General features: G+C 34.7%; 10 protein-coding genes. 2 read left to right on the top strand and 8 right to left on the bottom strand.

The window, feature by feature from the left end; translation table 11 throughout:
- Positions 1–11: 11 nt before the first annotated feature.
- Both ACIQCE_RS06925 and ACIQCE_RS06920 read right to left on the bottom strand, forming a co-directional pair.
- Positions 12–2,120 (bottom strand): SpoIID/LytB domain-containing protein, encoded by a 2,109-nt coding sequence (locus tag ACIQCE_RS06925; RefSeq protein WP_400494144.1) that lies wholly within the window; start codon positions 2,118–2,120, stop codon positions 12–14.
- A 24-nt stretch (positions 2,121–2,144) separates the two neighbouring features.
- Positions 2,145–2,468, bottom strand: a complete 324-nt coding sequence (locus ACIQCE_RS06920; protein WP_400494143.1) for a LytA — start codon at positions 2,466–2,468, stop codon at positions 2,145–2,147.
- 182 nt (positions 2,469–2,650) lie between these two features.
- Here ACIQCE_RS06920 and tagU point away from each other — a divergent pair, with 182 nt between their 5' ends.
- Complete coding sequence (gene tagU, locus ACIQCE_RS06915) at positions 2,651–3,571, top strand: polyisoprenyl-teichoic acid--peptidoglycan teichoic acid transferase TagU (protein WP_400494142.1); 921 nt, start codon at positions 2,651–2,653, stop codon at positions 3,569–3,571.
- A gap of 39 nt (positions 3,572–3,610) precedes the next feature.
- On the opposite strand, the gene wecB is transcribed toward tagU, so the two are convergent.
- The gene (wecB, locus tag ACIQCE_RS06910) at positions 3,611–4,747 is read right to left on the bottom strand and encodes a non-hydrolyzing UDP-N-acetylglucosamine 2-epimerase (protein WP_400494141.1); all 1,137 of its coding nucleotides are present in this window, start codon (positions 4,745–4,747) and stop codon (positions 3,611–3,613) included.
- 239 nt (positions 4,748–4,986) lie between these two features.
- Here wecB and galU point away from each other — a divergent pair, with 239 nt between their 5' ends.
- On the top strand, positions 4,987–5,868 hold the full coding sequence (galU, locus tag ACIQCE_RS06905; protein WP_400494140.1) for a UTP--glucose-1-phosphate uridylyltransferase GalU: 882 nt from the start codon (positions 4,987–4,989) through the stop codon (positions 5,866–5,868).
- Between the two features lie 24 nt (positions 5,869–5,892).
- Here galU and tagH read toward each other — a convergent pair whose 3' ends face one another.
- The 5 genes from tagH to ACIQCE_RS06880 form a co-directional block, all read right to left on the bottom strand.
- Positions 5,893–7,494, bottom strand: coding sequence for a teichoic acids export ABC transporter ATP-binding subunit TagH (tagH, locus tag ACIQCE_RS06900; RefSeq protein ID WP_400494139.1), 1,602 nt, complete (start codon positions 7,492–7,494; stop codon positions 5,893–5,895).
- Positions 7,495–7,513: 19 nt separating this feature from the next.
- Positions 7,514–8,341 carry an ABC transporter permease gene (locus tag ACIQCE_RS06895; protein ID WP_400494138.1) on the bottom strand — a complete coding sequence of 276 codons (828 nt, stop codon included), beginning with the start codon at positions 8,339–8,341 and terminating at the stop codon, positions 7,514–7,516.
- 188 nt (positions 8,342–8,529) lie between these two features.
- Positions 8,530–9,732, bottom strand: a complete 1,203-nt coding sequence (locus ACIQCE_RS06890) for a glycosyltransferase family 4 protein (protein WP_400494137.1) — start codon at positions 9,730–9,732, stop codon at positions 8,530–8,532.
- Positions 9,729–12,947, bottom strand: a complete 3,219-nt coding sequence (locus ACIQCE_RS06885; protein ID WP_400494136.1) for a CDP-glycerol glycerophosphotransferase family protein — start codon at positions 12,945–12,947, stop codon at positions 9,729–9,731. Before ACIQCE_RS06885 ends, ACIQCE_RS06890 begins: the two co-directional genes overlap by 4 nt.
- Positions 12,948–13,193: 246 nt before the next feature.
- Complete coding sequence (locus ACIQCE_RS06880) at positions 13,194–15,467, bottom strand: CDP-glycerol glycerophosphotransferase family protein (RefSeq protein ID WP_400494135.1); 2,274 nt, start codon at positions 15,465–15,467, stop codon at positions 13,194–13,196.
- Positions 15,468–15,498: the final 31 nt, after the last annotated feature.

Genomic DNA, 15,498 nt, shown 5'->3' with positions numbered 1-15,498 from the left:
TCCTTTAACCTTTAATAGTTTGTTAATTTTGTACCTGGATAATAGAACGAGAGTATGGAAGAATACGAATTACCAGATTCCGCTCTAGCTTTAGCCCCATATTGGCTCATACCAATTCCATGACCATATCCTTTTCCTGAAATCGTGAAATCATTTTTATTATTTTTCACTGTCGCAAACGTACTCTTTATCTTTGTTGCGCCCATGATCGATCTAAATTCCGTCATCTTCATGTTCGCAGTTGTGCTTTTATTTACTGTATACGTACCCTTTTTATTTTTAAGGTGGTACGTCAACTTCATCGACACAGTCTTTGCACGATGCCCTTTTGTTTTTCCTGAGAAGGTAAGGCTTGAGATCGATGCAATTTTCATGTCAGTTGCTGCTGTTTCTTTGTTTTTCAAAAGCCATGATTTCAGCCCTGCTAAGTCGGTCGCATTTGTCTCTTTTGCCGTGCTCCATTGGGACGATGCTGTACTTGCACTAAATGTGTTGCCTAATTGCTTTTTGGAAAGCTTGAATGTCCAAGCATTGACGGGATCTTTCGTGTCGGCTTTTGCTACTAAGTACGGCAGCGCATTCCCCCACACTTCTTCACTCGCCTCTGTATATCCGCCATTACTAGAATAATAGGTCGCTGAAATTAATTGATTATGGTATGTCAGTACCTTTCCTTTTGTAGCATTGACAGCTTTGGTGGAATTGGTATACCAGTTATAGCCACCATACACTTGGAAGGCTGTTGTATCAGGTACGACTTTTCCAATACTTTTCACCGAGTACGTTCTTGCTGCAACAGCCTGTGCTTTTAACGCTTCGACATGCCAGCTTGCAGGCATTTCATTTGGCACAACACCTTTTAAATAGTCTTCAAAAGGAATATTTTCGAGAGTCGGTCTGATATATCCAGATTCAATTGCAAAATTTACATTCCCTAAATACGGTTTACCCGCAATTTGAAGAACATTTTTCGTTGAATATTTCTCAGGAACAATTCTTAATGTGTTATATGTCTTAATGCCTTTTAACGAAATGTTCCCGTTAGCAATATTCAATTGATAGTTTTGATTTTTCTTCAGGTAGACTTGTTTGGCTAAAGATTTTTTCAAGCTGTCTTGAATAGCACTTGTGCTACCTGCAAGATGGTAAGCGTATGTACCCTTTTCTTTCAGGAGCGATTTTAATGAAGCTGTAATGGAATCTGGTTTCACATATACAACCGTGCTGTTAGATTTAGCTGCCAATTGTGACAGCGGCATTGCATAAATAAAGCTGGAGGCTTTCGCCAAATACACTTTATCTGCATTGATGTTTAGCTTTTTGATGATATTCACAGATAATTCATAGCGGTTTGCACCGCTAATTCGTGTGACCTGTGAGGTTTTTTTGAGTTGATTCTCCACTTTTTGTCCAGTACTTTTTGTACTACCAATGATGATGACTTTACTTGGTAGTTTGTAAGACGGGATGGAATCTTTTTTTGTTAACAAGATTGGATACCCTTTTCTAGAAGCATAAGAAGCAATTGCAATCCCATTCATAAAGGAGTTACCACCGACAACAACGGCTTGTTTATAGTTCCCCATTTCCTTTGCGATTTTTTGGGAAATTTCAAACTTGTCTTTTCCACTAATCCGTCTGACTTTGCCATACTTTTTAATGGATTTCTCAGTAGCTGTTGAAATACTTTTCGTATTACCGATAATCAGGATGTTATCCGGCTTCATTTTCTTCAGCTGGTTTTCGGTTGTTTTCGTAAGCCTTTCAATGTTCGTATACAAAATAGGTGCGCCCAGTTTGTATGCTAACGGTGATACAGAAATGGCATGATCAAATGCATCTCGGCTGACCACGACAACAGTTGAAGGATTTTGCCAGCCAGCAGAAGCGATGCTATTGGCTACTTCATATCGATTTTTTCCATCATACCTTTTCGTGACAGCGACATTCGATCCTGAAAGCTTGTATTCTCCAGTTGTAGATAAATCCATACTTTTTAAGTTTCCGATATTATTAGACAATTTCACAGAAATTGTCGAACTAGCCATGGCAGACTGAAGGGGTGCTATGATTAAAGTCAGTGTCATGAGAACGATAAGGGTAACGCCTGTTTTTTTCAATGTCTTTCATCCCGCCCATCTTTTTTACTTCTGTTTTTCAATCTTCTGAATTTCTTTTTGTCCACTATCGTTGATAGAGTAAGTGATCTCTACTTTGTCACCTGGTTTAAATTCACTTAAAACATCTTTAAAATTATCCGTAAACTCATAGCTTAATGTCGTATTCACTTTTTTCACTTCGACTGTATGTGTATCAGCCATTCCAATAAATTCAGCTTTTTCTTTTAACAACTGAGGGGTTGTACTGCTTGTCTTGTCTTCCCCAGAGGATTGCTCAGCCGTTCCGCATGCTGTTAGCACGATACCAAGTAGCAGTATTAAGAACGGTAAAACGACGATTTTCTTCATAATTTTCACCTCATGTCTTTGTATCGTCTTATAACTTTATATTTTAAAGTAAATTTAAGGTTTTTTGAAACCTTTTTTTTGTTACAACGTCTATATCTAGGTTCAGAGTAAAAAAATTACTTGTCTATCAAGTCTAGTAAACCTATAATCATGGAAGAATCATAGAAAAGGTGAGGGACATTATGAGGGCTGAGAGAAAAAGAAAGAAGAAAAAGCTTCTTTGGATTATTTTATCAATGATTGGCTTGTTCGTATTAGCAACTGGTGGATATGCATATCATCTTTGGCATACAGCTGCTTCTACAGTCGCAGGCATTCAGGAAAACTTAAAGAAGTCAGATAAGCGTGACAAAGATGTCGATTTAAGTAAAAAAGACCCAATTTCCATTTTAGTGATGGGTGTCGATGAACGAAAGAACGACCGTGGTCGTGCAGATACATTAATTTACATGACGGTCAACCCAAAAAAGAAAACAACCGAGATGGTCAGTATCCCCCGCGATACGTATACAAAAATTGTCGGGAAAGGAACAATGGATAAAATCAACCACTCCTATGCTTTTGGCGGCACACAAATGGCAGCAGATACGGTAGAGGAATTGCTTGATGTACCTGTTGATTACTTTGTGAAAGTGAACATGGAAAGCTTTAAAGATATTGTCGATACACTTGGCGGGATCACCGTGAATAGTACGTTTGCATTTAGCTATGACGGACATTCATTCGGGACAGGGGAAATTAACCTAAATGGGGATGAAGCCCTTGCCTATACAAGAATGAGAAAAGAAGATCCAAAAGGGGACTTCGGCCGTCAGCAAAGACAGCGCCAAGTCATTGAAGGAATTATTTCGAAAGGTGCCAACATTTCTTCAATTACAAAATTCGGCGATATGTTTAAAGTCGTCGAAAACAATATGAAAACGAACATGTCCTTTGATGACATGTGGGCTATCATGAATGATTATCGTGATGCAAGACAACATGTCAAACAGCACGAACTAAAAGGAACTGGTACAAGAATCAACAACATTTATTACTATCAGCTTGACGAAAATAGCCTTGAGAATGTGAAGAAGGAATTAAAAGAAAGCTTGGATCAGTAAAAAAGAAGACTACGGTGATGTAGTCTTCTTTTTAATTATTTATTTAAATGGTGCTGGTTTTTCTTCACTGAATCCAAAACGATGAAGCAACTCTTCAACAATCCGTTTCGACGCTTGTCCATCACCATATGGGTTGGATGCCTTAGACATCCTCTCATATTCACATGGATTTTCTAATAGCTCTTTTGCCAACTGATAAATGGTCTCTTCATCTGTGCCCGCAAGCTTGAGCGTTCCTGCTTTGACACCCTCTGGTCGTTCTGTTGTATCACGCAGTACAAGAACAGGCTTTCCTAGAGAAGGGGCCTCCTCTTGTACACCACCTGAATCGGTCAAAATAAAGTGAGAGGCAGCAGCAAAGTTATGGAAATCAACAACTTCAAGCGGTTCAATTAAGTGCACGCGGTCGAGATCGCTGAATTCTGTCTGAGCTGCATCACGAACTGCAGGATTTAAATGAACAGGGTAAACGACCTGAACATCTTCGAACTCTTCTACAATACGCCTAATCGCTCTAAACATGTTTTTCATTGGCTGACCAAGATTCTCCCTGCGATGAGCCGTCAACAAGATCATTTTATCTGTTCCTATTTTCTCTAAAATAGGATGGTGATATTGTTCTGTAACAGTCGTTTGCAGGGCATCAATCGCTGTATTACCTGTGACAAAAATCGTCTCTTCTTTTTTATTCTCTATTAATAGATTCTGCTTTGCCTCATTCGTAGGTGCAAAATGAATATCGGCAATGATGCCTGTCATCTGGCGATTCAATTCTTCCGGAAATGGCGAATATTTATGATGGGTTCTCAAACCCGCTTCGACATGTCCGACTGCTATTTGATGATAAAAAGCGGCTAGACTCCCAGCAAATGTTGTCGTCGTATCTCCATGAACAAGCACAATATCAGGCTTTTCTTCTTGAAATAACTGATCTAGCTTAAGTAAAGCGTTTGATGTAATTTCAGATAACGTTTGGCGTTGTTTCATAATGTTTAAATCATGATCTGGTGTAATAGAAAAAGCATCAAGCACTTGATCAAGCATCTCTCTATGTTGAGCTGTCACTGTCACAATAGAATGTATTTGTGGATGTTTATTTAGTTCAAGGACAAGTGGAGCCATTTTAATTGCTTCAGGTCTCGTTCCGAATACAGTCATTACATTTAGTGTTTTCAATAGTCGATGCCTCTTTCCTTCTCATACATAATGTCTCCATTATACAAAAAATATCTTCAAATGATAATCGAACCACATTTACAAATTCATAAACCTTTTACATAATAGATTGCTGATATTTACAATTTTCATTTAAAATGACTTTAACCAACACAAAAGAGTTTGTTTACTTTTAAAAGTAAGGTAGAATTTAGTAGTATTCTCTTAAACCATAGTATTTAAGGTAGGTGCAAAATTCATTGAAAAAAGTACGTAAAGCGATTATACCCGCTGCAGGACTTGGGACACGTTTCCTCCCTGCAACAAAGGCCATGCCTAAAGAAATGCTCCCAATCGTTGATAAACCAACTATTCAATATATTATTGAAGAAGCCGTTGAATCAGGAATTGAAGACATTATTATCGTAACTGGCAAAGGAAAAAGAGCCATTGAGGATCATTTTGATTTTGCGCCTGAGCTAGAGCGTACCCTTGAGGAAAAAGGGAAAAGCGAGTTGCTTGAGAAAGTGAGAAAGTCCTCAAACATTGCAGATATTCATTATATTCGTCAAAAAGAACCAAAAGGACTTGGGCACGCTGTTTGGTGTGCACGTAATTTTATCGGCGATGAACCATTTGCTGTTTTACTTGGTGATGATATTGTTCAGGCTGAAACACCTGGACTTCGTCAGTTAATGGATGAGTATGACAAAACACTTTCGTCTGTCATTGGCGTGCAACAGGTAGCTGACAGCGATACACATCGTTACGGAATCATTGACCCGCTCACGCAAGAAGGACGACGTTATCAAGTGAAAAATTTTGTTGAAAAGCCGCCGCAAGGAACAGCACCATCGAATCTAGCGATTTTAGGCAGATACATTTTTACACCAGAGATTTTTATGTATCTCGATCAACAAGAGATTGGTGCAGGCGGAGAGATTCAACTGACAGATGCCATTCAAAAACTAAATGACATTCAGCGCGTATTTGCCTATGACTTTGAAGGAAAACGATATGATGTCGGTGAGAAGCAAGGTTTTATTGAAACAACTCTTGAGTTTGCTCTTCAAGATGAAGACTTGAAAAAAAAGCTCATTCCATTTATGAAACAATTGCTTGAAAAAGAAGAAGTGAACTAAAAAAGCTGCCGGCTTCGGCAGCTTTTATTTAATCGCTGAAATAGTCAACGTATGCTGTTCATTATTAATCACAAACAGATTATTTTTACCCTTCACAACGAATTTCGTTTGTTTCTCATTTCTCCAGACATTCTGTTCTGTCAGCCCGAGTGTTGAAGGTGACACTGGCATGATCTCTCGAAACACAATGGTATCAGCCTGTCCTTGATGAATCACATAATCCGTTTTTTCTGTGACCAAACGCTGAATGTTTTCTCCTTGATCACTTTTCACCGAGTTCAGTGTATGCATTCTTTGCAGAAGTACAGATTCTTCTTTCCCAAGGAAAGAAAGTAAATACTCATAAGATGCAGCTGATGCAGGTGATACATAGGAGTTAAACTGTCCCTGCTGAATAGAGAGTTGTTTTAATTGGTCTTCATTTTTCAGAGCAGTCGGTTTCACAAAGTACGTCTGATTAGCTGTCCGTATTTTTACCGTTTGCTTGTTCTCCGCAACAACTTGTACTTGTTCACCAAAAGGTAAAGTGAATGCTGCTTTCTTTTTCATTGCTTGATCTTTGTAAACAGTCATTGGATCAGCCATGACAATGGCTTGTCTGTCCACCTTTTTTAAATCAGACGCCCCTTGATTGTGAGGACTCGTTGACTGAAGCACCTCTGTTTTATTTGATGAACTAGCACCAAATGTCACCAACGTACGAAGCGGACGATCCGAAAACATCGAAAGGGCAAGTAAGATGGTCAGAATGGTTAAAATCGTCACTTGAAAGGCCGGTCCAAAAAATGAACGGCGCTTCCCGTCTTCTTGATACCGCGTGACCTTTTCTGCCTTTTGTACACCTTTTCTTCCTTCTTTATGTTTCAGTTGATATTCCTTTTTTTCTTTCTTGGATAGCTTGTTAAACCAGTCAACAAACTCTTTGTATTCTTTCACGACTTTTTTCGTATCGTCAAACATACGCAGCTCGCCATAATGCATCCAAGCGACCCGGTCACAAATTTTTTGAATTTGACTGATCGAGTGACTGACAAAAAAGATCGTCTTTCCTTGCTCTTTAAATTCTGTGATACGATCCACACATTTTTGATAGAAGGTTTGATCTCCAACTGACAACGCTTCATCAATAATGAGGATATCAGGATCAATATGTGCTGAAATCGCAAAACCTAATCGAGATTTCATTCCACTTGAATAGCTTTTCACAGGCTGATCGATAAAGTCGCCAATATCCGCAAACTCTACAATTTTTTCATAAAGCTCGTCTATTTCCTTATTCGTTAGTCCCATCATTAAGCATTTTAATCGAATGTTGTCTTTGCCACTCAATTGGTTGTTCAGTCCTGCCGCAATGGCAATTAACGAAGGCTGCCCATCCATATCAATTTCGCCGCTCGTTGGGGGAATAATTTTCGCAAGAAGGTTTGACATCGTTGATTTCCCCGAGCCATTGATTCCAACAAAACCAATCGTCTCACCTTCATATACATCAAAGGACACATCACGAACAGCGAAGAAACCTTTTTCATTTTTATTAGGAAAAAACAGTCCTTTGATCTTATCTGACTGTTTTTTATATAGCACGTATTGCTTGGATACGTTTCGAAACGAAACCTTTAGTTTCATCGTATAATCTCCTTACTTTTTAAAGAAAATCGACAAATTTATCCCTAAATTTCATATGAAGCAATGAACCAACTGTTAAGAGAAGAAGCGTAAACAGCCAAAAATAAAGCGTGTATTTGACATCATGGAAGAACCATTCGCCCTTTAATAAGCTATTTCTAAAACCTTCAATAATGTAGAATAACGGATTGAGTCTTAAAATATCACCGATCCATGCGTTGTCTCCAGTTAGCTTTTCAGAGATATTCCAAAAAATCGGCAGTAAAAAGAAAAGTAAGCGTGTCACTGATTGTAATAAAAATTGATAGTCTCTCACGAGTACACTAATCGTGGAATTAAACAAACTAAACGAAAACATGAACGCGATCATACATATGAGATAGTAAATATATTGTATCCAATGTGCGTCGGGATATATGCCGTAGGAAATCAGCACAATAAAATACACACCCATCATGACAAAGTAGCTGAACAAGTTGGACATAATCACAACAGATGGCAGTGCACTAATCGGAAAATTCATTTTTGACACCATATTAATGCGTTTAAACACACTATTTGATCCATCAAGGATTGTCGGACTAATGAAAAACCAAGGGATCAATCCGGCAAGCATCCATATAATAAATGGAACCTCCATGCCACCAATCACAATTGGCTGTCCCCCACGAATCCCCATACCAAAAACAAACCAGTAAGCCAACATTTGAATCAATGGATTTAAAAACTGCCATAAAACGCCTAAATAATTCATCTGATATTTTGATTTTGTTTCATAAACAGCAAGTCGCATAATCAGTGAAAATGAGCTGATTTGCTCCTTTAATATCGTCAACATTGCGTTCATTCTAATCTTCCTTAGAAAAAGTTTTGAGTACTATTAAAATTTAAAAGCACCGCTCATAATTGTAACAGAAATTAAAAAATTTTTCACTTTTCATAAGCTTTAGCAACACGTAGACTTTATTTAAATACAATAAAGTCTCCAATAACAACGGCACACTATTATACCTGTTATATGGAGACTTTTTATGTTTAAATTATTTTCTCATTTGATTTTTCTTGGGTACAATCTTGTTTATTAAATAAGTTCAACATCGCAATCCATTTTTCACCTAAAGAATTAAAGGAATATCTTCTTACGTTTTTTCTTGCGAGTTTACCCATTTCTTTTTTTATGTCTTCATTTTCTATTAAATACATTAAAGCATCTGCAAAAGCATTAATATTTTCTTTTTCAACTACAATTCCATCTTCATTATTTTTTATAATTTCCGCAGGACCAGGACAAGCAAAACTAACACATGGAACTCCAACAGACATAGCTTCTACAACAACCATACCAAACGATTCTTGCCTAGAGCTCAAAGCATAAATAGATGATTTACTCATCTCCTCTAGTATATTATTAGTTTTCGGCATGAGAAAAACATTATTATATAATTTTTTCGAAAATATCAAATTTCTTAATGTTTCTTCTTCTTCTCCAGCACCAAAAATTTTCAATTTCCAATCAGGATGTTTATTTATAACAATTTCAAAGGAATTAATTAACATATCAAATCCCTTTTCATAAACATAACGCCCAGCCGCAATAATTGTTTTTTCATTTAAATCTGAACTAAAATTTGGCATTTTAGTAGCATTCTCAATTTTAAAGAGTTTAGTATTACTTCCTTGCAGAATTTCTTTATATACAGCAATTTCTGAATCCGTTAAGCAAATTAAAGAATCCAATTTTCTATAGTATTTTTTTATTTTTTTCTGCAACCTTGGATGATAACCATTATAATATTTATGTTCTTGACCTATTTTAATTAAATCTTTCGAAGCAAAAATCGGAGATAATAAATTAAATGAAGGGATTGTAGTTATAAAAACTCCCTCATCTATTTTTCTAATAGCATTTATAATTTTTAGGTCAACAAATAAATTAAACATATGATATAGCTCTTCATTTTTGTCAATTAAAATGCTAGGTATTTTCATTAACACAGTTTTTATCACTTTCTTATATTTAGGAGTATTTTTCCCAAATAGCATTCCTCTTCTGGCATCAAAAATTGGCTTAAGCTTTATTCTCTTATCTAATTCAAACATTGGAGTTGCTCTTGTTTTACGAACACTAATTATTTCTACTCGATATCCTTGATTAGCAAGAAAATTAGCAGTATTAGCAACTGTCCTTACAGTTCCGCCCATTCCATAAATGTTATATACAAGAAATGTAATTTTCAATTCTCTGTCCCCTTTTGTTCTTCTTTGACAGATAATATTTCTTTATAAATTCTTTCAGAATTGTTCCTGTCAAAGTATCTATAGTATTTCTTAGATTTAATTTTATACCTTTGCTCTGCCTTGAATTCTCTTTTTATATATTCCTTTATCAAAGCAATTAAATCTTCACTTGTAGTAGCAGTGGGACCTAATAAATCTGTTCTCATATTAACGTAAGACCCTCTATATTTTAAATAATCTTCTAAATCAAATTGATAGAACATAACAGGTTTATCTAAATAATGAAAATCAAATATCACACTTGAATAATCAGTAATCAGCAAAGAACTTTCACTAAGAATACTTTTTACAGTTTGATCTCCAACATTAATTATTTCAATATACTTGTCAAACCCGTGAAAATATTCATTAAATTTTCTTTGGAGCTCAATATGCATAAAAAACTTAAGTTTTATGTTATTTTCTGTTATAACTTTTTTAAGTTCCTCACTCTTTAATAATTCTGCATAATTTAAGTAAAATGGAGATGTTGCAAATTCTGCATCGTCAATCCATTCTCTCCAAGTAGGCATAATAACAATTTCCTTTTGCTTTTTCAGACTACTCATATCTTCTAATGTATCAAATCTTGAAAATCCAGTTACACAAACTTGTTCTGGTGAAAAACCCATTTGCTTAACAAAGATATCTTTTTCAGATTCAGAACAAACAATAAATTTCTTTATCATTCCATTGTAAGATTTGCGATTAAATTTTAATTTTTTCATTGCAGTAATTCCATGTTGAAGGTAAATTACCGGTTTTTCATTTCTGGACATTTTATTATGGACAAATGTCGGTACGACATCTCTTATTCCATGACTTACTATTAAGAACTCGCTTAAGTGATAGTAAACGTAATGTTTAAAACTATCGTATTGAATGACGTTTTTATTATATTTCTCTAGCACATCGCCATTTTTATTATCTTTTACACTTATATAATAAAAGCTCTGTTCATTTTTGTTGTGATACAAGTATTTAAAAAAAGCAATACCATTATCTTGTGCAACTTCGGCTAGATTTTCCCCAATGAACCATATTGGCTTAACCTTTAAATGTTTGATGAATTTAGAAACTAACTTTGCACCATAAAACTTTATTTTTTCTAAATAACTCTCATAAGCTTTGATATCTCTTACTTCTATATTCAAATTATTATCTCTAGTTCTAAATACAGCTAAATGTTTTTTCTTTTTCACTTTAATCGAACCAGATTTGAATGTTGAAGGAAACAACTGCTCTCTTCCATCTTTAGGAGCTAACCTAGATAAAAAATTTTCACCTTCTTTCGTAGTAGTACGAATAAATAACTCCCACTGCTCATCTTTAATTTCATCTATACTAAAAGTTGACTTATCAATTTGAAAAACTATGGAGTTTTTTATAACATCATTATTGTCTATAGATAACTCTATTTCTTTTTTATTATTAATTAAGATTAATTGAGTTCGATTAAATAGTATATCGTTACTACTTATATGAACAATCAATTCAATTCTCTTAGCCGACTTTTTAATAGAATAACAATAAGGTTTTATTGTATGAGTTAAAGTTAATTCAAAAGAGTTATCTACATTAAACTCTGGATGAATTGCATATTGTTCGTTTACATTAAAGGTTGGATAAATGTGTGATTTATATTTTTCCTTTTCTCCATGGTTAAACGAAACAGGATAAACTAAAAGTTCTTCACCTAACTTAAGGGTAGCTAACAAACTATATTCCTTTTGATATTCAATTTCTGCTTTAACATCATTACAATCAATTTCGATTGAAAAATGATAACAATTGTTATTAATTTTACTTTTATAATTAGTCTTTATGTTTTGATTATTTTCATCTAAAAGGATCATTTGTTTCAATATAACTTTGGATGTATTTAAATCAATCCAACCTTTAATTAGCATTTTACCTTCATCTATACTAATTGTATGTAAATCCGCAATATAGAAGTCTTTTTTTACTAACAAAGCTAGTCTATTATCTTTTGTTAAGTAAAACCTTGCACATTTAATCTCTTTATTGTTATATATTGTTTCAGGTAAGGTTACAAGACTATTTATAAATTCTTGATTTGAACTAATGGGAAACTCTACAGTACAGTCATTAATATTATAAATTAGAAATATATCCCAAATACCATCATCAAACATTTTGTTGCATTCCATAATGTTTAATTCTACTTTATAAGTATTATAACCATTATTAATTACAGGAAATACCTTTTGGCTATAATTATGTCTACTTCGGAATACTACAGAAATCACACTGTCTTTCTGGGTAAACATAGTATTAAATACAGAAGTGAAATGAATTTCCATTTTATTATCTTTTAATAAAACATTATTCACAGTATTTTTTAATAACTCTCCAGTATAATTAAACGGATCTATTTGGAGGTGTCCAAACTGATTTCTATATAGTCTGTACACCCTTGGTTCCCCTTCTACACTAGTGAATTCAGAATAATATTCATCATAGGAGTTAAGTGAGAAAGTAAAATCATTTTTTTCATCATCTTTTAAAATTAGACCCATACTCCAAGGTCCTTCATAAGTTATAGTATTAGATAAGCTTATTTTCAGCTTTACCTTTTTTTCTTTACAAATAAGTTTAGAGGGCTCTATTGTTAACCTTTCTTTCGTAAAATTATTTTCCAAATATATTTCTTTTACCGCATTATTATATGTCAATAGAGGATTGTCTTTAAAATCAAAAATTAATTCTGTCGAATTTCTAAATGAATGAACATCGCTGATTACTAAGTTAATGTTACTTTTTTTCTTAACACTGAAATAACATGTTGATAATTCTTTTTCACAAGAGTTAATAGTAATCAGATTATTTTTTATTTTGTCTACAAAAGTTTCTGTTAAACTATTTATTAAATTTATTTCTATAATATCTTTATTTAATATGAATGAGAAAATGATAGAATATTCGGACTCATCTAAAGGAAAATAATCTTTTGCAATTTCACAAGCGATTTTATCTTCTACAATTTCAGCTTTAAAAGATAAGATATATTCTTCTAAGTTATTTAGATTTATCAATTTTATTTTATCTATATATGAAATAATTTTTTGTATAGTGTAATCTCCATTATATACTATGTGGAGGTGAAAATTATCTTCCTTCGATTCCACATTACTTAGTTGAAAACTATTTATCACTTCTACCTCGCCTTTCTAATCTCTTTATAAAGATCCTAACTAGATTCAAAAATAGGTTGGATACAAAAGTTGCATTTTTTTAAATATTATATCATACACCTTTACAATAATGTACTTCAATATCCATTTTTAAAAGGACGAAAGAACCACTTTTTGAATTTTAAGTAAACTAGACTTTCAATTAATAAAAAAATCAGCACTTTTGGATTTGATTCCTCAAGAGCTGATTAAAATTAAATATTGCTTTTAATTAGTCGACTCGAACACCACTTCCACCACCCGCTTCGACGACTCCCCGCTCTCTAAATAGCAGAACTTATCATAAAACGGTGCAAATGAATCAGGAAGTGTGAAATCGGCTTTTTCTGTTTCTCTTACCCAGTCTACGACACTTGCTGTGTCTTTCACGAGCGGGCCAGGTGCTTCTTGTTCAAAGTCGAAGTAAAAACCTCTTAATTTGTCACGGTATGTCTCAATGTCTGGAACATAGAACAGCATCGGACGCTTTAAGTTTGCATAATCAAAGAAGACAGATGAGTAGTCTGTAATGAGTAGGTCTGAAATCATATAAAGATCTCTGATATCCTCGTAATGAGAGAAGTCATATGCAAACCCTTCATACGGACTTAAATCAAAGTTTTCAGCGACTAAATAGTGCATACGAAGGATAATGATATATTCATCCCCGATGGATGCTCTTAGCTCATGAAGGTCAAGATCTAAATCAAATTTATATTCTCCTTTTTTATAAAATTGATCGTCTCTCCAAGTTGGTGCATATAAGATTAATTTTTTATTAAGTGGCAGGTTCATTTTTTGTTTGAGCGTTCTCATCGTTTCTTCATTGTTTTCATTATGAAGGAAGTCGTTCCTCGGATATCCTGACTCGATCATCGTTTTTTGAAATTGGAACGCTCGAGTAAAGATTTCAGTAGAGTAAGCATTAGGAGATATTAAGTAATCCCAATTAGATGCTTCCTTCGTGAAGTTCTTTTTGTATTTTTTCGTGTTGGTTCCAGGCATATGCACTTCATCCATATCCATTGCAAGTCGTTTTAACGGCGTACCGTGCCATGTTTGCAAGTATGTGGTATGAGGAGGTTTTGGAACCCAGAGCGGCAAACGGCTGTTCACAACCCAATATTCTGCTCTTGCCATGGCAAAAATCCATTTGAGTGACAAACGATTGATATAATATATGCCCTTTTCTCTAAATGGCGCTTCGTGCCCTTTTTTGACGCTCCAAATCAACGTATATTCAGGGTGGTTTTCTTTCATATATTCATAAATGGCACGCGGGTTACAGCTGAATTGTTTCCCATTAAAGCTTTCAAATACAACGGTTTTCTTTTTCACGGACAGTTTACTCGCCAGCATAAAGGTCGTTTTAAAGGTTCTGGTCACAAGACGATTGCGTACTTTTTTTATTTTCCCGATTTGCTTTTTGAATCTCTTCCACTTACTTTTGAGATAGTATTTGGCTCGTGTTTTCATGGTGTAATCATTAATTCGTATACCTAAGGTTTGTCTCTTTTTCTTTCGATATACTTCATAACGAATCGGTACGTCATTTCTTTTATGAATTTGGACAAGCCCTTTGAGTTTATTTGATCGATCTCCAAGCACAAGAGAAGATGTCGTTAACGTTTCCTCTACTCCGTTCACTTCGCAATGAAATTCAAGATAAAAGCGGTATATGAAGCGTTCGTGCAATGAATACGTCAATTCTTCTAAAGGAACTTCTGCAAAAAATTGATAGAGTTGTGGTACTTGGCCATCATCACGGTATTGAACGACTTCGTCTTTTTTATGCTGGATGTCCACTGGGAATCGGTGTTCAACTGGTTCATCTCCATTTTTTTTCAAGAGCAGCTTGACTTCTTTGATGCGATAAGGATGCTCTGCACTAAGAACACCTGCATATCCAGATAAGGATAATGTACAAGAGTCCTTGAGCTCAATTTGATTGAATTTAACAACTTTCAACTCACGCTTAATTTTGAATGAGACATTGCCTTTGTCTGTGCGATAAGGAATGACATACAACATTGCTTCCTCATTTTCTAAAAAAGCCAACTCCGGTGTCTCAATTCCCATTTTTAACCGTCTTTTATAATAAGGGGTCTTCTCTTCTGATTCCGGAACTGAACTTATCTCCGTTTCTTTTGATTCTTCATCCTCTTCTTCCAAATCCGAATCATAGGCAGAGTCTTCAAGTTCATCTTCATCCTCTTCCTCGTTTGTATTGAGGTAGTCCGTAACATATAAGTTATACGTTTGTCCTTGCTCCAACGAAAGTGGAAACGATGCTTCACTCAGCACCAATTTAAATAGATTTTCTTCTTGATGAACAAGCGGAAGAAATATTTCTTGCTTTGATACTCTTTCTCTCATGAACAAATAAAATTCTCTATCTGTTAATGGCATGTCATCATGAATGCGAACAAGCATTTCTAAATTCTCTTGATGATTTTTTAAACCTTCAACGACACTCTTTTTTTGAATTACCTCTTCAATCATTAATCGCTTATCTCCTCTGTTCAGAAATCTT

Source organism: Bacillus sp. NPDC093026 (genome assembly GCF_044754665.1).
GTDB classification, from domain to species: Bacteria; Bacillota; Bacilli; order Bacillales; family Bacillaceae; genus Bacillus; species Bacillus maqinnsis.
Note: the sequence above shows the minus strand (reverse complement) of the source record. Positions and strands in the feature narration are given on the sequence as shown.